This is a genomic window from Belnapia arida (assembly GCF_016773205.1).
GTDB lineage: Bacteria > Pseudomonadota > Alphaproteobacteria > Acetobacterales > Acetobacteraceae > Belnapia > Belnapia arida.
Map to the genome: position 1 here is coordinate 57570 of NZ_JAETWB010000003.1, position 19317 is coordinate 76886.

Below are 19317 nucleotides of genomic sequence, written 5' to 3' on the forward strand. Positions count from 1 at the left end.
GCTCCCCGGATGGCTACGGGCCCGGAACGCCCCCGAGGGGTGACGGTTCGGCTGGCGATGGGGCTTCGGCCATCCGCATTACGATCGGCACGGCGAGGAGCAGGGGCAGCCAGATGGGCAATGCGACGATAACCGGGAAGGGTCCGCCGGCGGCGAGCAGGGCGAGGCTGGCGAGGCCGGCCCCCATGCTTACGCGCAGCCGCCATGCCGTCCTGGCGAGGGGCAGGCGACGGCCGTCGCGCTGCTGCGAGGCCCATCCGGCGGATGGCCGCATCGCGCTGGTCAGGATGAGCGCCGTACGCTCCGCGGCCATGATCGCATCGGCGGCAAGCGCGGCGGCGACCTCGTGGAGGATGGGGCCGAGGCGGCGGAGGCGCGGACCGGGACGCAGCAGGGCCTCGGCATGGCCGGCGAGCTTCGGCAGGTTGAGCATCAGGAAGCCGGAGGCGAGCAGGAGGAGCAGGGCGGCGCGTGGCGTGCCCTCGCCGCCGCCGGTCGCGGCGTTGATCGCGGCGAGCGGCAGCAGGGCGAACCAGAAGGGCGTCAGCGCATAGTGCAGGATGGCCTGCAGCATCTGCAGCCGGCCCAGCCGGCCGAGGTCGGGGCGCTGCAGCAGGTGGCGGTACTGCAGGTTGCCGCGCGCCCAGCGGATGTCGCGGTCGAGGCAGGCGAGCAGGTCGGGCGGGTGCCGCTCGAAGCTGCCGACATCGTCGGGCAGGACCCGCACCGACCAGCCGGCGGCGTGCAGCAGTGCGGCTTCCACAAGGTCATGGCTGAGGATCGCCTCGCCGCCCGGCAGCGTGGGAAGGCGGGCATTGGCGCGAAAGGGGGCGATTCGGATCAGCGCGTTATGGCCCCAGAAGGCACCCTCCGGCCCCTGCCACCAGGCTTGGCCCGTCGCCCAGATGCGCATGCCATGGCGCTGGCCAAGGCCGAAGGCGCGGGCGAAGCGGGTGGCGTCGCCATGGCCGCGGATGGTGGGCTGGAGGATGGCGAGGCGGCGGTCCGCCTGCATCAGCCGCACGAGGCGCCTGACCGCCGCGGCGGACATGGCGGAATCCGCGTCGAGCAGCAGCAGGAACTCTTCCGCCGCACCGTGGTCGAGGAAGTCCATCAGGTTGCCGGCCTTGTAGCCGGTGTTGCAGGCCCGGCGCCGGTAGTGGACCGCGCCCGGCGGGAAGCGGGCGGCGAGGCGGGCGACCGCCTCCGCCTCCTTGAGCGCCGCAGCGCCGTCCGGCGTGTCGGACAGGATGGCGAGGCGGAAGCGGCCGGACTCGGCGGGCAGGCGGCGCAGCTCCGCCAGCAGGGCGCCGAGCGGCGGCAGGACGGCCGCCATGTCCTCCAGCCGGACGCAGACGGCGATGACGGTGCGGGCGGTGATCGCCGCGTCCTGCCAGCCGGGCTGGCGCAAGGCGGGCAGCACGGCTGCAAGCGGGTCGCGGGCGCGCAGGCGGATAGCGATGCCGACCAGCCCCGTCGCCGCGGCAAGGCCGAGCCAGGGCGCGTTGACGGCGAGGCAGGCGAGGATCAGCGCCTCCCACACCGTCCAGCCGGCGGCGGAGAGCACGTGCCAGCCCAGGCCGACGAGGCCCGCGGCAAGGCCGGCCACCAGCGCCGCCATCAAGCGGCGGCGCGGGCGCAGCGCATGCCGCTCCCCTGCCAGGGTGGCGGCGCTCAGCTCCAGAGGTGCCGCCGATCCTGGTTTGCCATGTGCCGCTCCCAGCGGACGGCGTCGGCGATGATGGCATCGAGGTCGTTGAAGGCGGGGCGCCAGGCCAGCAGGCCTTGGATGCGCTGCGCCGCCGCGACGACGGCGGGCGGGTCGCCGGGGCGGCGCGGCGCGATGCGGACCCTGATCCTCGCCCCCGTCGCGTGCTCGACCGCCCGGAGGACGGCGCGCACGGAGTGGCCGCGGCCGTAGCCGCAGTTCAGCACCACGCTGCCGCCGCCCATGGCGAGGTGGCGCAGCGCCTCGACATGGGCACGCGCGAGGTCGGTGACGTGGATGTAGTCGCGGATGCCGGTGCCGTCCGGCGTGTCGTAATCCTCGCCATAGATGGCGACCTCCGCCCGCTGGCCGAGCGCCGCCTCGCAGGCCACCTTGATGAGGTGCGTGGCGCCCGGCGCGCGCTGCCCGGCGCGGCCGGCCGGGTCGGCGCCTGCGACATTGAAGTAGCGCAGCGCGACGATGTCGAGGCGATGCGCCGCCGAGACGGCCAGCAGCAGCTGCTCTGCGGCATGCTTGGAGGCGCCATAGGGGTTGATCGGGCGGCAGGGTGCATCCTCGTCGACCGGCAGGCGGTCGGGGATGCCGTAGACTGCCGCGGTCGACGAGAAGACCAGCCGCGTGACGCCCTCGGCAAGGCAGGCCTCGGCCAGGACCAGTGTATTGGCGAGGTTGTTGCGCCAGTAGCGGGCGGGATCGGTGACGCTCTCCGGCACGATCAGCGAGCCAGCCATGTGGATGACGGCGCCGATGCCATGGTCGCGCAGCGCCGCACGCAGCGCCGTGGCATCGCCGGTGCTGGCGCGCACCAGCGGCACCCCGGCCGGCACCGCCTCGGGGCGGCCGGTCGAGAGATCGTCGAACACGACGACGCGCAGGCCCGCATCGAGCAGGGCGAGGACAACATGGCTGCCGATGTATCCGGCACCACCGGTGACAAGGATGGCGTGTCCTTCCGTCATGCCGCGCGCATCCTGATTGGCACCTGGCCTGCCTCGCGGAAGCGCTCGACCGGCCCGGCGGCGTCGAGCGCCTGGCGAAGCCCAGCCGGCCCGCCGAACTGGAAGCCGAGCTGCGTCGTATAGGCGGCGCAGGCGGCGAGGCGGGATCCCGCGTCGCCATGCAGGGCGCGCTCCGGCCAGGCGTCCATCACCGCGGCGAAGGGACGTGCCGCTCCGTGCCGAGGGCGTGCCGCATAGGGGAAGTCGGTCCACCAGAGCACCGGCAGCCCGGCGGGCAGCACCGCCCGGATCGCCGCCACGAGCCGGACGTGATCGACATGCCCGCCCACCGCCTGGGGCGCCAGCAGCAGGTCTGGCGGCTCCGCCAGCAGAGCCGCCAGCGCATGGGAGAGCGGGGCGAGGATGGCATCCCCCTCGTGCGGCGAACCGAACAGGGCGGCGGCATCCGCATAGCCGCGATGCGGCGCTTCCGGGAAGTCGAGCCAGAGCGGCCTTGCGCCGAGCCGGGCGCAGGCTTCGGCATCCTCGGCGCGGCGGATGGCCATGTAATCGGCCTCCGGCGGCAGCCCCTTGTCGAGCTGGCAGGCCAGTGCGAAGCCCCCGGGCTCCGGCACCGAGCGGGTGAAGGCAGTGGCGACGGTGACGCTCCAACCGGCCTGGGCAAGGTTCGCCAGCGTGCCGCCGCAGGAGAAGGCCGCATCGTCGAGATGCGGCGAAAGGGCGAGCGCGCGCGGCATCAGAGGAGATGCGGCGCGGCGCGGAACCGGCATCCGGGATCGTGCGGCAGGACGGGATCGAAGCCGTTATCCGGTTTCCGGCCCTGTACGGCGGCGTAGACTTCCATGATCTGGCGGCCTACCGCCTCCCAGGAATAGGTGCGCCGGCATTCCTCCAGCGCGGTCGCGGCGAGGCGGCGGCGGAGCGGAGCATCTTCGATGATCCGGCGCAGCGCAGCGGCCAGCGCGGGGATGTCGCCCGGCTGCACCAGCAGGCCGTTCTCGCCGTCGCGCAGGCAGTCGACGACGCCGACCGCGTAGCAGGAGACGCTCGGCAGCCCGTTCGCCATCGCCTCGAGGATGGTGTTGCTGAAGCCTTCGGCATAGGTCGGGCTGACGAAGACATCGGCCTCGCGGTAGAGGGCGGGGGCGGCGTCGTAATCGGCATAGCCGGTGAAGCGGATGGGCACGCCCCGCTCGGCGGCCAGTTCCCGCGAGCTGTCGTAGTCCGGGCCGATGCCGGAGATGGTGGCGGCGAAGCGCACACCCTCGGCCTGAAGCAGGGCCAGCGCCTCGATCATGTCGAGGGCGCCTTTCCGCCGGTCGACACGGCCGTGATAGAGCAGGCGCACCGGGTCCGCCGCCTCGCCGGGGACGAAGCCCGCGGCCGGGTGGAAGCGCTCCGTGTCGACGGCTCCGGGGACGATGGTGAACCGCTCCCGCGCCACGCCGAGGCGCTCGACCACCTCCTGCGCGAAGCTCTCGCAGCCGATCAGCAGCGCGTTGGCGTGGTTCAGCACGTTCAGCATGCCGAGCCGGTGCGTCTCGCAGCAGGAGCCGACCCAGTGGCCGTCGCCGCCCTGGATGGAGACGACGGTCGGGATGCCGAGCTCACGCGCCGCCAACAGCACGGCCCAGCCATTCGGGTAGCCGTATTGCGCGTGCAGGATGTCGAAGGGCTTCTTGCGGTGCTCGGCGAGGATGACGGAGACCATGTCGTCCACGTCGCGCTCGAAATCGGCGCCGCCCGGCCCGGCAAAGGCTTCCTCGCCGAGGGACTGGCGGCCGATCACCGTGACGCCGGGGACCGCGGGTGGCGGGCCGCCGCCATAGACGCGCGTGCCGGCGGCATCGCCGCGGTACTGGCTGACCATGGTCACGTCATGCCCGGCGGCGACAAGCTGGCGCAGCAGGTTGACCGCATAGACGCTCATGCCGCTGATGGCCGGGAAGAAGCGGCGGCTGCAGAACAGGATCCTCATCGCGTGTCTCCTTCCCGGCAGTGGCGCAGCCAGTCGAGGGATTGCGGGATCATCCGGTCGGCGCGGTGGCTCTCGCGCGACAGCTCGACGCAGACGAGGCGGGCGAAGCCGACTTCCTCCAGCGCGTCGAGGCAGGCGGGGATGTCCATGTCGCCCTCGCCGAAGGGCAGGTGGGTATGGTCGCCGCGGCGCATGTCCTCGATCGCCACGGTGCCGATCTGCGCGGCGAATTCGCGCACGGCTGCTGGTGGCTCGCGCTCCTGCGTCACCAGGCAATGGCCGAGGTCGAGGGCGAGGGTGAGGCCCGGCAGGTGCGGCTGCAGCCTGGCCCAGTCGTCCAGCGTCTCGACCAGCATCCCCGGCTCCGGCTCCAGCGCCGGGGTCACGCCGCGGCGGGTGGCGTAGTCCGTCACCTGGGCCAGGCCCTCCAGCAGCCATTCGCCGGCCTCGCCGCGATCGACGCCCGGTCGGGGCACGCCGGCCCAGAAGGACACTGCCTCGGCCTGGAGAATGTTGCCGATGTCGATGGCGCGCTGGAGGAAGGCGATGCGGCGGGCGCGGCCGGCGGGCTCCGGCGTCAGCAGGGTCGGCTCGTGCTTGTGGCGCGGGTCGAGCAGGAAGCGCGCCCCGGTCTCGATGACGCAACCGAGGCGCCGGGTGCGCAACTCGCGTGCAAGCGCCTCCGTACGGGCCACCCAGCCCTCCTCCAGCGGATCGAGGTGCTGGAAGTCGAGGGTAAGGGCTATGCCGTCGTAGCCGGCCTCGGCGATCAGCGCGATGGCATCCGCAAGGCGGTGGTTGGCGGCGCCGTTGGTGTTGTAGGCGAAGCGCAGCGCCATGGTCAGGCCGCCTGCCGCCGGCGGTAGAGCTGGGCGGAGAAGGTGCCGCATTCGCGGTAGAGCGGGTAGAGCCGGCCGACCGTCTCGTCCGCCCGCTGCGCATCGAACCAGGCGGGGCCGCCGGCGCGCGCCTCGTCCTCGGGCCGCAGCAGGATGCGCGCCGCGCCCGTGCGGGGTGCGTCGAGCAGCAATGGGTCGGCCCGCTCGCGCAGGCGGCGGACGCCGCGCCAGCCGATGCGGTGGTAGCTCATCGTCTCGCTCTCGAGGCCGGGGACGATGGTCTTCACCGCCTTCACCGGGCTGCCGGATGGCGAGCAGTCGATCACCAGTGGCTCCAGCCCCTCGCCGGCCAGGCGTTCGAGCAGCAGGCGCAGCCGGGCGTCCGGGTCCGCAACCGCTGCCGCCGGCACGGTCGGCAGGTCGGACAGCCGCACGCGGCGGCGCTCCGAGAAGACACTGCCGGCGAGGCGGTTGCGCAGCTCGCCCGCCGCCTGGCCGACCCACTCGGCCATGGCGTGCAGGGCGCGGCCCTCCTCCTCCTCCAGCATGGCGACGCCGATCTGGCGGTCGACATAGTCGCGCGGCAGCGCGGCCTGGACGAGTTCGATCGGCCCGTGCGTCGCCGCCTTGCGGGAGCGGGAGCCGCAGAACTCCAGCAGCGCCTTGCGCAGCGTGCGCGACCGGTCCGGGTGGGAGGCCTCGCCGCAGGAGGTGACCTGCACCGGCACCGTCGGCGCGCCACGGTCGTTGCCGACGACATAGAGGTTGGGGATGCCGAAATCGGTGCAGGCGAGCTTGACGGTGACGTCGATGCCGAGCGAGCGGAGATGCTCCAGCAGCCTGGCGACCTCCGGCTCCTCCTCGGTGTCGATGTCCACCACCACGCCCTGGTCGAGCGCGCGGTAGGTGACGGCGTTTCCGTCGCGCTGGAGCAGCTCCATCAGCCCGTGCGCCACCGCATGCGGCAGGTCGAAGCCGGCGCCGAGGCCGTTGGTGATCGGCGTGATCAGGCGCGGCGGCTCGCCGAGCTGGTAGGGATAGGCGGCCACCCAGTCGCGGGGCACCAGCACCGGCTCGCCGCTGGACCAGCGCCGCGCCTCGACCCAGGACAGCGGCATCTCCGGCGTGTAGGGGCTGCCCGCCGGCAGGCAGAGCGTCAGCGGATCGGCGACGCCGGCCGCGCCGCGCTGCCGCACCATGTCGTCGTAGGAACCCTGGAACTGCGACGCCCGCTTCAGCCAGGCGCCGATATGCACCTCCTCGCAGAGTTCGCCGAGCGCGCCGACCTCCGCCTCGATCGGCTCGAAGCCATAGCCGTAACCGGTGGTGGCCGGCTCCTTCGCCACGATCAGGTTGGCCTGCACAACGGGGATGCCGATGCGGTCCAGCATGTCGATGCGGAAGACGGTGACGTGCCCTTCCTCCGGCATGGAGGCGCGGAAGGCGCGGGCGACTTCGTGCAGGTCGGTGGTCTGGCTCATCGGGTCGCGCTCCTGCGCAGTTCGTCCAGGGGCAGGTGCCGCACGCCCGGCGGGCCGCGGAGCTGGTCGTCCAGCACGGCGAGGGCGATCCCGCGGCCGATGCCGGGCGCGTGCTCGAAGGGCGTGCAGACCGTGTCGAAGTCGAGGCCCGCGATCACCTCGCGGTAGCGGCGGATCTCGCCCGGCGTCAGCGGGATCGACTTGTGGAAGGCCTTGTGCGTCGAGACGGCGGTGCTGTTGCCCGCCTCGTCCTGGTCCACCTTGAAGGCGTCGCCGCAGAAGAGGATGCGCCGCCCGGCATCGTGCAGCACGGCCTGGCCCTCGTAGTGACCGCCGACATGGTGCAGCACGAGGCCGGGCGCGATCTCCAGCGCCTCGTCATAGGGCCAGGTGACGCGGAAGGCCTTGGTGAGGCGGAGATCCTCCTTCTGGATCGCCATGACCTCCGGCTTGAACACGTCCTGCAGCTGCCAGAGCGCGCCGTAGCCATGCACATGCGAGGCGGCGAGGATGCGGATGCCGCCCAGCCGCTCGATCTCGGCCAGCATCTCGTCGGTGTAGAAGGGCGCCGCCTCGAAGGCGATGTTGCCCTCCGGATGCAGCAGCAGCCATCCGGTGCCGTTCAGCCCGAGCGGCGGCGAGACGGAGAAGGCGACGAGGTCGCGCTCCAGCCGGCGCCAGTGGCCGCGCAGCATCGGCCGCACTTCCTCCACCGTGAGGAAGCGCCAGCCGTCCTCGGGCAGGTCGTTGCGCGTGTCGGTGCAGACGGGGCAGTCCGGCGGCGGGGCGAAGTAGCGCTGCCAGTGACCGCAATTGGCGCAGGCATAGGGTTTCAGCGGCATCGGCGCTCTCCGGCGGCGGCATAGGCGCGCTCGACGAGGCGCATGGTGTGGAGGTCCCGCGCGAGCGAGAAGGCTTCCGGCTCGGCCTCGCCCTGCAGCCAACGCGCGAAGGCGGCCATCTGCCGCAGAAAGGGTGAGGCCTCGGCCTCCGGCACCGGCAGCGGAGCGCGCAGGCCGAGCCGGCCGTCGATGCGCCATACCTTGCCGCCGGGGGCCTGGCCCATGGTGCGCTCGGCGAGGAGCTGCCCGGTGGTGCCGAGCACCTCGAGCTGCCGCCGCGGCAGTCCTTCGGGGCAGTTGTAGGCGACGTGGAGCTGCACCAGCACCCCGGAGGCGGTGCGGCCGACCAGCATGGCGCCGTCATCGACCGCGTAGCGCTGCACGCGCTGCTGGGTCAGAGCCGCGATGTCCTCGACCGGCTCGCCCAGCAGGTAGTCCACCAGGTCGAGCCCATGGGGGGCGAGGTCGATCAGGGCGCCGCCGCCGGCGCGGGAGGCATCGGCGCGCCAGTTGTCCGAGGCCCAGCCGACATCGACCCAGCAGGCATAGGCGATGCGGATAGCGGTGACCCGGCCGATCGCGCCCGTGGCAATGGCGGCGCGGATGGCAGCATGGGCGGGGTGGTGGCGCTGGTCGAAGGCGGTGCCGTAGCGGATGCCGGCGGCGCGGATGGTGGCGGCCATGGCCTCGGCCTCGGCGAGGCTGGCGGCCATCGGCTTCTCGCAGAGCACCGGCTTGCCGGCGGCCGCGGCCCGTTCGACGGCGGCGCGGTGCAGGTGGTTGGGCGTGGCGACATAGACGGCCTGCACGGCGGGGTCGGCCAGCAGGCGATCGGCATCGGCATGGGCTTCCGCACCGAGCGCCCGGGCCTGGCGTCGCGCGCCGGCATCCGGGTCGGCCACCGCGACGAGCCGGCCGCCGGCACCCAGGAGGCCCGGCACGGCATAATCGCGCGCCACCCATCCGAAGCCGATCACGCCCCAGCCCAGGCCCGCGGCCGCGTCGCTGGCAGCGTGCAGCGCGGCGTCGAGCATGGTCACCAGCCCTCCGGCAGGTCTACCAGCTCGCGCCGCCGGGCGGCTTCGGCCGTGGCGGGCGTGAAGGAGGCAGAGAGAGGCTGGGTGGTGGAGGGCGGGTAGGTGGCCAGCGCGCCATATTCGCGGCCATAGCGCTCGGAAGGCCAGGCGATCCGTCCCGCCTCGTCATAGAGCGGGTTGCGGCGCAGCAACGCGCCGGGCGGCGGCAGGGCAACCAGCCCGGTCACCGGCCGTGGCGCCTGCAGGCCCGGCCCTACGGCGGCGGCGAAGGCCTCGGCGCCGCGCAGGACCTCGGCAGGGGCGGACTGCGGCGCGCGGCCGGCTGCGAGGGCGCGGGTCAGCTCGGCGTCCTCATAGAGGCGGGCATCCGGCAGGAGGTCGGCCATCTCCGCGGCGGAGACGGCGGCGCCGGCCGAGAGGTTGGGCCAGTCGCGGTTGTGGACATGGCCGATAAGCAGCATGCCCCGCGCCGGGTCGAGCAGCCCGCGCAGCGCGTCCAGAATCGGCCGCTTCGGCTCCAGGAAGTAGAAGGCGTCATGGCAGGCGACGAGGTCGAAGGGCCCCTCCAGCGGCCAGGGCTGCGCGGCATCGAGGCAAAGCAGCTGCGCCTCCGGCACCACCCAGTGCCGGGCGACCCAAAGCTTGGCGAAAACCACGTCGGCCCCGGTCACCGCGATGCTGCGCCGCGCCAGCTCGCGCAGGTGGTGGCCGATCCCGCAGGCCAGTTCGAAGGCGCGCTCCGGGGCGTTCCAGTGCGCCTCGGTCAGCGCCAGCCCGGCCAGGAAAGTCGGGTCCGACCAGCGATGCGCGAAGTAGTCGGCGACGGGCCCCCAGGCGAGCAGGCGCATCGCCTCGCGCAAGGTGAGCGACCCGCGCTCGCGCACCAATCGGCGCAGCGCCGGAGGCTCTGCCACCGGGCCGCGCCACCAATCATCCTGGTCGGCGAGAAGCAGCACGAGCGCGGCCTCGGTGTCGCCGGCATCGAGTTGCGCCAGGGCCGCCTCGGCCAGCGGACGCCGCCCGGCGCGAAGGAAGGGGATGCCGTCCGGCGCGGGCCAGCGAAGCCCCGCCGCATCCCGTACCGAATGGGCCGTGTCGGCGATCACGCGGCCAGGCCCATCCGGGCGAGCACCGCATCCTGGAAAGGCTTCACCGGGCCGGCATGCACCAGCTCCATCTCGCGCAGCACGAAGGCCATGCTGGTGCCGGCGGCGCGCAGCTGCGCTTCCACCTGCAGCACGCGGTCGAGCGTGTCGGCGGCGTGGAAGGTGCGGCCCTCGGGCGTCGTGGCATCGGGCAGGATGCGGCACGCGGCCTCGGTCGCTGCACGTAGGTCGGGCGCCAGTTCGTCGAGCGCTAGCGCGGTCGCCCGTGCCATGACCGGTGTCAGCCATTCGCCGAGCGCCATCTCTCCGGCAAAGCCGGAATCCGGCAGCAGCGCGTTGTGGAAGTGATGCGCGAGGCCGGCGAGGAAGACGGTTTCCGGCCGCGCACCCCAGGTCGGGGCGAGAAGGACCCCGAAAACGGCGACCAGCGCGCAATGCTCGGCATGGCTTTCCGGCGGGTCGAGGATCAGCCGGCCACGTCCCGGGGCGGTGGCGCCGGCGCGGGGCTGGGCTGCCAGGCGGGCGACGAAGGGGGGTGGATTGCCGCGCTGCACCGGGGCAGGCGCGTCGAGCAGCCATGCACGCAGCGCGGGCGCGAGCGGCGCCGACGCCGCCTCGACCGTCGCCTGCACGATGCCGTGTGCCGGCTCCTCCGGCACGCCCGCCAGGCCCAGCAGGTCGGCGTCGAGATCGCCCAGGACCGTCGCCGCTAACGCCTGGCGAACCATGTGGCGTGCGGCATCCGCCGGATGCGCGCCGGCGGCGAGTGCCGACCAGGCTTGGGCGAAAAGGCGTTCTGCGATGGAGCCGGGCAACTGCGCCGAGCGGATCCGCTTCAAGTCCTCAAGGCCGCGCAGCAGAGGCATCAGGGCGGGCGGGGCCTGCCCGCCCTCCTGCTCCGGCGTCGCCGGACTCATCGGCCGGCTTTGTCCCCGAGCCAGTCGGCAAGCATGCGCTCCTGCCGGTGGAAGGCGTGTTCCGGGGCGCGCTTACCCGCCGTCATCGGCGCCTTGAAAAAGAGCGAGAGCTGCTCCTGCGGGCCGCGCTCGCCGCGCTGGCGCGCGAGGTCGAGCACGCGCGCGATCTCCAGCACCAGCGGCGCGGCGAGGACGCTGTCCTTGCAGAGGAAGTTTACCTTGATCTGCATCTTGTGGCCGAGGAAGCCGCTGACGTCGATATTGTCCCAGGCTTCCTTGTCGTCGCCGCGCGGGCGGTAGTAGCGGATGTCGACGAGGTGGTCCTCGACCTTGTAGCCGAGGATGCTGTCGAGCACGTTGCCCTTGGTGCCGAGCTTCGACTTGAGGCTGTCCGGGTCTTCGAGAGCCTGGCCGTCTCGGTTGCCGAGGATGTTGGTGGAAAACCAGCCATCGACATGCAACGCGCGGGCGCGGAATGCCGGTGCCAGCACGGTCTTCAGGAGGGTCTGGCCGGTCTTGCCGTCCTTGCCGGCAACGGGCACGCCACGCCGCTCGGCAAGCTCGGTGAGACCGGGAATGTCGGCCGCGACGGAGGGGGTGAAGTTGCCATAGGCGACGCCGGCCTCGATCGCCGCGGCGGCATAGAGCATGGCCGGGCCGATATCCGGGTCGTCCTGGTCGAGGGCACGCTGGAAGCCGTCCGCCGTGCGCAGCGCCTCGCCTTCGGCCGGCGTGCGCTCGGTGGAGGCAAGGTTGATCATGACGACGTCGTCGAGGTCGTTCGCCACCTTGAACTGCTGGATGTCGCTGATGATGGCGTCGATCGCGGCGCGGTGGCCACGCATCTCGCGCATGTTGCCGCCGCCGATCCGGCGGCAGAAGGCGCTGCTCGCCACGGCCTTCCAGGGCGTGACGAGGGCGAGCGCGCCCTCGGTCTCGGCGAGCTGGTTGTCGTTGAGGACGTGGTGCTCGGCGGCGGCTGCGGCGAGGCTCTGCCCGTTCACGTCCCAGCCGCCGAAGACGAGGTCCTCGTAGCCGGCGAGGCCAGGCACCGCGACATCGGCGAGCGGCAGCCCGCTCATGCTGTTGGCGCCGCGGCGCATCAGCTCAACCCCGGCCACGGCAGTGGTCGCCACGGCGCCACCCAAACCCACGACCGCCACTCCGACGCGACGGCGCCTCGACGCATTCACCATTCCGCTCCGCCCTTGTCTGTCGCGGACGAAGATCGGGCCGGGGCGAAGATGTTCTAGGCGATGGTGCGATCACGTATACCGGAGGCGAGATGACGGCGCTGCTACGAACCGTGCCGGTTAGTCACCGGCCGGGCCTGGCTGCGTGGTGCCGAACAGTCGCTCCGGCTTCGCCGCCGCCAGAGTGCAGAGCGCGAAAAGGCCCGCGCCGCCCAACGCCAGCAGCCAGGATGGGAAGAGGGCACCGAGATGGCCGGAGACCGCCGAGCCCAGCACGCCGCCGCCGTTCAGCGCTGCCATTACGAGAGCGAATTGGGTCGCGGCGCCGCTGCCGCGGATGATCTGCATCACGGTGGGCGCGAGCGAGACGAAGACGAGCGCCGGCACGACACTGGAGAGCGCCATGGCGCAGGCCTCGAGGGCGTAGCCACGCGGCCCGAGCAGCAGCAGCGCGGTTGCGACATAGGCCACGACGCAGCTGCCGAGCAGCAGGCTGAGCGCGTGCCGTGGCCCCACCCGGTCCAGCCAGAGGCCGATCGACAGCGCGCCGACCGTGCCGCTGACCAGGGTCAGCCCGCCCTGGAGTTGCGAGAGCGAGGCGGCATCCCAGCGGCCCGTCGCCACGAGGTCGAGGCCGAAATGCACGCCGAAGGCGGAGGTGGCGAATTCCTCGACGACGCAGACCGCCAGGAGGGCGAGGATGTCCCGCCTGCGGCCGAACTCTGCGAGCTCCTTCAGCACGGCGAGGTAGGAGGCGGTGCCGCGCCCCTCCTGCCCGTGCCGCCCCAGGGAGAGCAGGGCATCGCCCCGGTCCTCGCGGACCAGGAGGGGGATCGCGGCGGCAAGCGCACCGAGCAGCAGGAGCAGGTGCTCCGCGAGCGGCAGGCCATGGGCCGCGGCGAGCGCCGAGAAGGCGGCGGCGCCGAGCGCCGTACCGCCGACGAAGCCGGCCCGCGTCAGCGCCGTCGTCTCGCCCAGGCGGTCGGCCGGGACGCGGTCGATGATCATGGCATCGGCCGCGGTGTCGAGCAGCGACGCGCAGGCATTGTGCAGCAGCAGCAGGAGGCCGATGCGGCCCAGCGCGCCTGCGCCGTCACCGGCGAGGGGCAGGGCGGCGAGGCAGGTGAGGGCGCCCACGAGGCCGAGCACGATCCAGGCCCGGCGGCGGCCCATGCGCGCATCGCCGAAGCGGTCGATGAGCGGGCCCCAGAGAGGTTGCAGGACCCAGGGCAGGCCGATGAGCGCCAGCATCGCCCCGATGGCCTCGGGCGCCGCGCCGAGGCCTGCCAAGTGGTTCGGCAGCGCCGTCACTGCGAAGCCGGCAGCCAGCCCCTGGTAGCCGTAGAGGGCGAGGATGGTCAGCCGTCGCCAGCCGGGATGGGTGAACAGGGGCGGGCCCGTCATGCGCGTGGTCCTGATCGCATCCCCGGACCACCTCGCCGCCCTGTCATCCTATCGGGGCAGATGGCGTGGGGCCGGGTGGCCTCAAGGGGAAGGGCGGGCTACCGGCCCTGGCGCATGCGCTCCAGCACAGGCAGGAGATGGGGCTTCAGCGCGGGCCAGTTCTCGCTCATCGGGAAATGGCCGAGGCCGGGCATGATCGTGAGCGTCGCGCCGGGGATGGCAGCGGCGGTGGCGCGGCTGTCCTCCGGGCGGCAGGAATAGTCGTATTCGCCGGTCAGCAGGGCGACGGGGCAGCGGCCGGTGTCGATGCGGGCGAGCTTCGGGCGGAGGTCGCCTTCCTCGGCGTAGAAATGCAGGTCGCCGCGGAAGATGCCGGGGCCGCCCTGGGCATAGTGCCAGAGCGTCTCCCATTTCTCGGCCTCGGGCGAGGCAGGGCCTACTAGGCCGGAGACCATGGCGGCGCAGGCCTCGCCGCCATGGATATGCGGATGGTGCAGCGCGTCCAGCTCGTAATAACGGCCGGTGAAGGCACTGCCCTGCAGGCCGATGACGCCGCCAAGGGCATCCGGGTGCTCGGCCGCTAGGTCGAGCACGATGCGGCCACCGATGGAGCAGCCCATGACGACCGGCCGCTCCAGGCCGAGGGCGGCGGCGACCGTCATCACCAGGCCGGTATAGGCGGCGGTGGTCAGGCGGTAGTCCTCGCGCTCCCAGCCGGGGGGCGGGCTCGACTTGCCGTGGCGGGGCATGTCGAAGGCGGTGCAGCGGAAGCGGCTGGTGACGTCTGGGTCGTTGAGCAGGTCGCGCCACTGGCGGCCGTCGCTGCCGGCGGTGTGCAACAGCAACAGGGGCAGGCCGGAGCCGGCCTCCTCGACATAGAGGCGGTGCGGGCGGCCGGCGATGTCGAGGCGCAGGTAGCGGCCGGTGATGGGCTCGACGGTGACGTCGCCGAAGGTGGGGGCCTCGGCGGCGGCGGGAGCGGGGTGGCCGGCCAGCAGGGGGAGCAGGCCCTTGAACCACAGCAGATGGGCGAAGAAGAGATCGGTGTCGCCCTCGACCATGAGCGCGCCCTGGCGGCGGAGCGCCAGCAGGTCGTGCCAGCCGGGCTGCGGCTCGGGTGCGGCGAAGCGGGCGAAGCCTTCCTCGGTGATGCGAAGCGCCAGCGTCGAGCGGGGCATCAGGAAGGGGCCGGGGCGGAGGGCGGCGAGGCGGCCGTCATGGAGGGAGAGCAGCCAGTTCGCCTCGCCGATGGCGAGCAGCAGGTCGGCGGTGAGGTGGCGGCCGTGGCGGGCGATGGCGGGTTCAGCCAAGCGGGATGCGAGGTCGTCGGGGATCTTTGGCATTCTTGGCGTCCTCCCTTGGATCGGTCAGTCCAGCGGCCCGTAGCCGCCGCCGCCGCTGGTCTGGAGGATGACGCGGTCGCCCTCGCGCACCAAGAGGTTGGCCTTGCCGCGCAGCTCCTCCGTCTCCTTGCCGCCGGGACGGCGGAGGAGGCAGCGGAAGGGGGCGCCGGGAGTGCCGCCGGCGAGGCCCCAGGGCGGGATGACGCGGCGCTCGAACATCGTCGTCAGCGACATCTCGGGGGCGAGGACGTGGTACTCGCGCTCGGTCCCGGCGCCGCCGGCGTGACGGCCGGTGCCGCCGGAGCCGGGCAGGAGCGCGTGGCGCTCGATGCGGATTGGGAATTCCGCCTCGATGATCTCGGCCGGGGTGTTGTTGGTGTTGGTGAGGTGGACGCGCGTGGCGGCGGAGCCGGGGCGGTCGTGGCGGGCGCCCTCGCCGCCGCCATGGGGCTCGTAGAGCGTCTTCCAGGCGCCGTCGCGGCCGGCGCCGCCGAAAATCAGCAGGCCGGCGGTGGTGGAACCGCCGGCGGAGAGGCGCTCGGGGATGACGTCGGCGAAGGCGCGGAAGATGGCGTCGACCAGGCGCTGCGAGGTCTCGTGGTTGCCGCCGACCAGCGGTTTCTCCTTGGGTGGGTCGAGCAGGGAGCCGGGGCGGGTGATGACGGTCAGCGGGCGGTAGCAGCCGCCGTTGGGCTGAATCTCGGGCCCGGCAATGGCTTTCATCGCGTAGTAGACGGCGGCCGCGGTGACGTAGGGGGTGGTGTTGAGAGGGCCGGCGAGGGCGTCGTCGGTCGCCGAGAAGTCGAACTCGGCCGTCTCGCCGCTGATGGCGATCCGGACGCGGAGGGCGGCGGGGGCGCCGCCGGGTCCGTCGTCGTCGAGGAAGTCTTCGCCCTCGAAGACGCCCTGGGGGAGGGAGGCGATGGCGGCGCGCATGGCGGCCTCGGAGCGGTCGTGCAGCGCGGCCATGGCCTGCTCTACCACCGTCGCGCCATGGGTGGCGCAGAGGTCGAGCAGGCGGCGCTCGGCCGTCGCGGTCGCGGCGAGCTGGGCGAGCATGTCGCCCTCGCGCTCGGCCGGGCCGCGGACATTGTTGAGGATGACGGCGATCTTCTCCTCGTCGGGGCCGTCGGCGGTGAAGAGGCGGAGGGGTGGGAGGCGCAGCCCTTCCTGCACCGCCTCGGTCGCCGAGGCGACGTAGGAGCCGGGCCAGGCGCCGCCGATATCGGCCCAATGGGCGAGGCTGACGGCGAAGCCGAGCAGGCGGCCCTCGGCGAAGATGGGGCGGATAGCCTTCACGTCCGGCAGGTGGTTGCCGCCGAGCTCGGGCAGGTTGGTGAACCAGACATCGCCGGGGCGGAGGCGCTCGGCGGGGACGCGCCGGAGGAAGGCGCCGACGGTGAAGCTCATCACCCCGAGATGGACGGGGATGTCGCGGCCTTGCGCCACGAGCTGGCCGGTGGCGTCGGTCAGGGCGGAGGAGAGGTCGCCGGCCTCGCGCAGCAGCGGCGAGCGGGCCGAGCGCATGACGACGAAGGACATCTCCTCGGCGATGCCGGTGAGGGCGTGTCGGAGGACTTCCAGGCGGAAGGGGTCGGGCGTGCTCATGCGTCCTCCCGGGTCAGCAGGATGTGGCCGCCGGGTTGGGCGGCGGCGGACCAGCCAGGCGGGACGAGGATGGTGGACCAGTCGTCCTCGATGATGGCGGGGCCCGTGAGGCGGTGGGGCGGGGCGAGGCCGCTGCGCTCGTAGCGGGGGGTGGGGAGCGGCGCCTCCGGAGTGAACCAGCAGGGGTCGGTGGCGAAGGGCGCAGGCGCGGCGCCGGCCGGGGCGGGCGGGGCGAGGTCGAGGGCGCGGGGGGCCGAGAGGCGGAGGCGGAGGCCGAGCATCTCCCAGGCCTCGCCGGAGGCGAAGCCGAAGAGCGCGCGGTGGCGGGCCTCGAAGGCAGCGCCGAGCGCGGGGCCGTCGGCGGGGCCCGAAAGGGGGACATCGACCGCGTAGGACTGGCCGCGGTAGCGGATGAGGCCGGTCTCCTCGGCGGCGATGGAATCGCGGGCGACGCCCTGGGCGAGGAGGGGGGCGGCAAGCTCCTCCATCAGCGCGGCGCGGGCGGCGGCGAGGCGGGGGACGTCGAACGCCTCGCCGGGGAGGCGGAGGGTGCGCTGGCGGGTGTAGCTCATCTCGGCGGCGACGCAGCCGAGGGCGGAGAAGGCGGAGGAGGCGTGCGGCACCAGCACGCGGGTGACGCCGTAGGTGGCGGCGAGGCCGGCTGCATGCATCGGGCCCATGCCGCCGAAGGCGAGCAGCGTGGCGCCGCGGCCGTCGACGCCGCGCTCGACGGTGATCTTGTTCAGCGCGCGGGCCATGGTGGCGTCGGCGACGCGGAGGACGCCGAGGGCGAGTTCCACGACGGGGAGGCCGAGCTGCTCCGCGAGCGGGGCGAAGGCGGCGGTGGCGCGCCCGACATCGAGGGTGATGGTGCCGCCGAGGCGGCGGCGGGGATTCAGATAGCCGAGGATGGCGTTGGCGTCGCAGACGGTGGGGGCGGTGCCGCCGCGGCCGTAGCAGGCGGGGCCAGGTTCGGCGCCGGCGCTGTGCGGGCCGACCGAGAGGCCGCCGGGGCCGTGGCGGACGATGGAGCCGCCGCCGGCGCCGATCGACTCGATGGCGACCATGGGCTGGCGCAGCGGCTGGTCGGCGAGGCGGGCATCGACGGTGATCTCGGCGCGGCCGTCGAGGATCAGCGCGACGTCGGTGGTGGTGCCGCCCATGTCGAAGGAGAGCAAGGCGGGCTCGCCGGTCTCGCGCGCCGCGGCGGCGGCGGCGGCGACGCCGGCGGCGGGACCGGAGAGGGCCATCAGCAGCGGGCGCTCGGCCGCCGCCTCGGGCGAGGCCATGCCGCCGGCGGAGTGCATGACGTGAAGGCGGGCCTCGGCGGGGAGTTCGGCGCGGAGGCGGGCAAGGTATTCGGCGGCCAGCGGCATGACGGCGGCGTTCAGCACCGTCGCCACGCAGCGTTCGTATTCGCGCGCCTCCGGGTTCACCTGATGGGAGAGGGAGAGATAGGGGACGTGGCCGCGGAGGCGCTCGGCGAGGGCCAGCTCATGCTCGGGGTTGGCGTAGCTGTGCAGCAGCATCACCGCGATGGAGCGGGCGCCGGTGGCGAGTGCGGCGTCGATGGTGGCGTCGAGGTCGGCGAGCGGGCGGAGGGTGGTGCCGTCATGCGCCATGCGCTCGGTGACGGGGATGCGGCGGGTGGCGGGGATGAGCGGGGCGGGCTTCGGCGGGACGTCGAGGCGGTAGAGGTCGCGGCGGCTCTGGCGGCCGATCTCGATGATGTCCTCGAAGCCTGCGGTCGCCAGCAGGGTGACGGGCTCCAGCTTGTTCTCGACGATGGCGTTGGTGACGCGGGTGGTGCCGTGGACCAGGTCGGCGATCTCGCCGGGGGCGACGCCGATGGCCTCAAGCGCGGCGAAGATGCTGCCGACCGGGTCGGCGGGGCGGGAGGGGACCTTGGCGGTGCGGAACTCCGCGCCCTGCGCCGCGACGATGTCGGTGAAGGTGCCGCCGATATCGATGCCGACCTGCCAGCCCGTCATGCGTCGCCCTTGCCTCGTTGTGCGGTGCATCCTGACGGCGGCGTTGCGGGATGGCTAGCCCTGGGCGAAGCTCCCGCGACGGCGGAGGCAGGCGATGCGGCTCAGGGACAAGGTTGCGGTCATCACGGGCGGCGGCTCCGGCCTCGGGCGGGCGACTGCCGTGCTCTTCGCGCGCGAGGGGGCGCGGATCGCCGTCATCGACCGCGATGCCGAGGGTGCGGCGGAGAGCGTGCGGCTGGTGGAGGCAGCGGGGGGCGAGGCGATGGCGCTCGCCTCCGATGTCGGCGAGCCGGGCAGCGCGGACCGTGATGCGGCGGCGGTGCTCGGTCGCTTCGGGCGGATTGACGTGCTGTGCTGCTTCGCCGGCTACTCCTGCGGCGGGACGGTGCTGACCACCGACCCGGCGGATTGGGATGCGGTGTTCCGCGCCAATGTCGGCGGGACCTGGCTCTGGGCGCGGGCGGTGATCCCGGCGATGCAGCGGCAGGGCGGGGGTGCGATCGTCACCACGGCGTCACAGCTCGCCTTGGCCGGCGGGCGGGGGAACACGGCCTATATCGCGGCGAAGGGGGCAATCCTCTCGCTGACGCGCACCATGGCGCTCGACTTTGTCGGCGACGGCATTCGGGTGAATGCGCTGGTGCCGGGGGCGATCGACACGCCGCTGCTGCGGCGGAGCTTCGCCCGCCACCAAGAGCCGGAGCCGGTGATGGCGGCCTCGCGCGCGCGGCATGCGATGGGGCGGTTCGGCCGGGCGGAGGAGGTGGCGGAGGCTGCCTTGTTCCTGGCCAGCGATGCCGCGGCTTTCACCACCGGAACATCCCTGGCCGTCGATGGCGGGTGGCTGGCCGCCTGAGGGGTGGCTGGTACGCGGATTGCTGGGGCATGCA

Annotated in this window: 16 protein-coding genes; 1 reads left to right on the forward strand and 15 read right to left on the reverse strand. The window is 73.1% G+C overall.

Annotated features, from left to right (window positions below; translation table 11 throughout):
• Positions 1 to 13: 13 nt before the first annotated feature.
• The 15 genes from mdoH to JMJ56_RS10005 all read right to left on the reverse strand — a co-directional run bounded on the left by mdoH (position 14) and on the right by JMJ56_RS10005 (position 18427).
• Entirely contained in the window at positions 14 to 1774 is a 1761-nt protein-coding gene (gene mdoH, locus JMJ56_RS09935; RefSeq protein ID WP_268884992.1) for a glucans biosynthesis glucosyltransferase MdoH, read from the reverse strand.
• Entirely contained in the window at positions 1675 to 2688 is a 1014-nt protein-coding gene (gene galE / locus JMJ56_RS09940) for a UDP-glucose 4-epimerase GalE (protein WP_202831478.1), read from the reverse strand. Before galE ends, mdoH begins: the two co-directional genes overlap by 100 nt.
• Positions 2685 to 3425, reverse strand: coding sequence for a PIG-L deacetylase family protein (locus tag JMJ56_RS09945; RefSeq protein WP_202831479.1), 741 nt, complete (start codon positions 3423 to 3425; stop codon positions 2685 to 2687). Before JMJ56_RS09945 ends, galE begins: the two co-directional genes overlap by 4 nt.
• Entirely contained in the window at positions 3425 to 4666 is a 1242-nt protein-coding gene (locus JMJ56_RS09950) for a glycosyltransferase family 4 protein (RefSeq protein WP_202831480.1), read from the reverse strand. Before JMJ56_RS09950 ends, JMJ56_RS09945 begins: the two co-directional genes overlap by 1 nt.
• Positions 4663 to 5505 carry a sugar phosphate isomerase/epimerase family protein gene (locus JMJ56_RS09955; protein ID WP_202831481.1) on the reverse strand — a complete coding sequence of 281 codons (843 nt, stop codon included), beginning with the start codon at positions 5503 to 5505 and terminating at the stop codon, positions 4663 to 4665. Before JMJ56_RS09955 ends, JMJ56_RS09950 begins: the two co-directional genes overlap by 4 nt.
• 2 nt (positions 5506 to 5507) lie before the next feature.
• A complete protein-coding gene (locus tag JMJ56_RS09960; protein ID WP_202831482.1) occupies positions 5508 to 6986 on the reverse strand; it encodes a YcaO-like family protein in 1479 nt (492 codons plus the stop codon).
• Positions 6983 to 7828, reverse strand: a complete 846-nt coding sequence (locus tag JMJ56_RS09965; RefSeq protein ID WP_202831483.1) for an MBL fold metallo-hydrolase — start codon at positions 7826 to 7828, stop codon at positions 6983 to 6985. The genes JMJ56_RS09960 and JMJ56_RS09965 overlap by 4 nt, the downstream gene beginning before the upstream one ends.
• Complete coding sequence (locus JMJ56_RS09970) at positions 7819 to 8862, reverse strand: Gfo/Idh/MocA family protein (RefSeq protein WP_236037654.1); 1044 nt, start codon at positions 8860 to 8862, stop codon at positions 7819 to 7821. Before JMJ56_RS09970 ends, JMJ56_RS09965 begins: the two co-directional genes overlap by 10 nt.
• 2 nt (positions 8863 to 8864) lie before the next feature.
• A complete protein-coding gene (locus tag JMJ56_RS09975) occupies positions 8865 to 9971 on the reverse strand; it encodes a class I SAM-dependent methyltransferase (protein WP_202831485.1) in 1107 nt (368 codons plus the stop codon).
• Entirely contained in the window at positions 9968 to 10888 is a 921-nt protein-coding gene (locus JMJ56_RS09980) for a hypothetical protein (RefSeq protein WP_202831486.1), read from the reverse strand. The genes JMJ56_RS09975 and JMJ56_RS09980 overlap by 4 nt, the downstream gene beginning before the upstream one ends.
• Entirely contained in the window at positions 10885 to 12024 is a 1140-nt protein-coding gene (locus tag JMJ56_RS09985; protein WP_202831487.1) for an inositol-3-phosphate synthase, read from the reverse strand. The genes JMJ56_RS09980 and JMJ56_RS09985 overlap by 4 nt, the downstream gene beginning before the upstream one ends.
• 177 nt (positions 12025 to 12201) lie before the next feature.
• Positions 12202 to 13485, reverse strand: coding sequence for an MFS transporter (locus JMJ56_RS09990; RefSeq protein WP_202831488.1), 1284 nt, complete (start codon positions 13483 to 13485; stop codon positions 12202 to 12204).
• A 98-nt stretch (positions 13486 to 13583) separates the two neighbouring features.
• On the reverse strand, positions 13584 to 14828 hold the full coding sequence (locus JMJ56_RS09995) for an alpha/beta fold hydrolase (RefSeq protein ID WP_202831489.1): 1245 nt from the start codon (positions 14826 to 14828) through the stop codon (positions 13584 to 13586).
• Between the two features lie 24 nt (positions 14829 to 14852).
• Positions 14853 to 16436, reverse strand: coding sequence for a hydantoinase B/oxoprolinase family protein (locus JMJ56_RS10000; protein WP_202831490.1), 1584 nt, complete (start codon positions 16434 to 16436; stop codon positions 14853 to 14855).
• Positions 16433 to 18427, reverse strand: coding sequence for a hydantoinase/oxoprolinase family protein (locus JMJ56_RS10005; protein WP_202831491.1), 1995 nt, complete (start codon positions 18425 to 18427; stop codon positions 16433 to 16435). Before JMJ56_RS10005 ends, JMJ56_RS10000 begins: the two co-directional genes overlap by 4 nt.
• Positions 18428 to 18521: 94 nt before the next feature.
• On the opposite strand from JMJ56_RS10005, the gene JMJ56_RS10010 reads away from it, so the two are divergent.
• Complete coding sequence (locus JMJ56_RS10010) at positions 18522 to 19283, forward strand: SDR family oxidoreductase (protein ID WP_202831492.1); 762 nt, start codon at positions 18522 to 18524, stop codon at positions 19281 to 19283.
• The last annotated feature ends 34 nt before the right edge of the window (positions 19284 to 19317 follow it).

What these genes read in the sequence shown, in the direction of transcription:
- JMJ56_RS09995 (WP_202831489.1), bottom strand. Translation starts at nt 14,828, where the DNA reads ATGCCAAAGATCCCCGACGACCTCGCATCCCGCTTGGCTGAACCCGCC.
- JMJ56_RS10000 (WP_202831490.1), bottom strand. Translation starts at nt 16,436, where the DNA reads ATGAGCACGCCCGACCCCTTCCGCCTGGAAGTCCTCCGACACGCCCTC.
- JMJ56_RS09945 (WP_202831479.1), bottom strand. Translation starts at nt 3,425, where the DNA reads ATGCCGCGCGCGCTCGCCCTTTCGCCGCATCTCGACGATGCGGCCTTC.
- JMJ56_RS09980 (WP_202831486.1), bottom strand. Translation starts at nt 10,888, where the DNA reads ATGAGTCCGGCGACGCCGGAGCAGGAGGGCGGGCAGGCCCCGCCCGCC.
- JMJ56_RS09960 (WP_202831482.1), bottom strand. Translation starts at nt 6,986, where the DNA reads ATGAGCCAGACCACCGACCTGCACGAAGTCGCCCGCGCCTTCCGCGCC.
- JMJ56_RS10005 (WP_202831491.1), bottom strand. Translation starts at nt 18,427, where the DNA reads ATGACGGGCTGGCAGGTCGGCATCGATATCGGCGGCACCTTCACCGAC.
- JMJ56_RS09970 (WP_236037654.1), bottom strand. Translation starts at nt 8,862, where the DNA reads ATGCTCGACGCCGCGCTGCACGCTGCCAGCGACGCGGCCGCGGGCCTG.
- galE (WP_202831478.1), bottom strand. Translation starts at nt 2,688, where the DNA reads ATGACGGAAGGACACGCCATCCTTGTCACCGGTGGTGCCGGATACATC.
- JMJ56_RS09955 (WP_202831481.1), bottom strand. Translation starts at nt 5,505, where the DNA reads ATGGCGCTGCGCTTCGCCTACAACACCAACGGCGCCGCCAACCACCGC.
- JMJ56_RS10010 (WP_202831492.1), top strand. Translation starts at nt 18,522, where the DNA reads ATGCGGCTCAGGGACAAGGTTGCGGTCATCACGGGCGGCGGCTCCGGC.
- JMJ56_RS09965 (WP_202831483.1), bottom strand. Translation starts at nt 7,828, where the DNA reads ATGCCGCTGAAACCCTATGCCTGCGCCAATTGCGGTCACTGGCAGCGC.
- JMJ56_RS09950 (WP_202831480.1), bottom strand. Translation starts at nt 4,666, where the DNA reads ATGAGGATCCTGTTCTGCAGCCGCCGCTTCTTCCCGGCCATCAGCGGC.
- JMJ56_RS09990 (WP_202831488.1), bottom strand. Translation starts at nt 13,485, where the DNA reads ATGACGGGCCCGCCCCTGTTCACCCATCCCGGCTGGCGACGGCTGACC.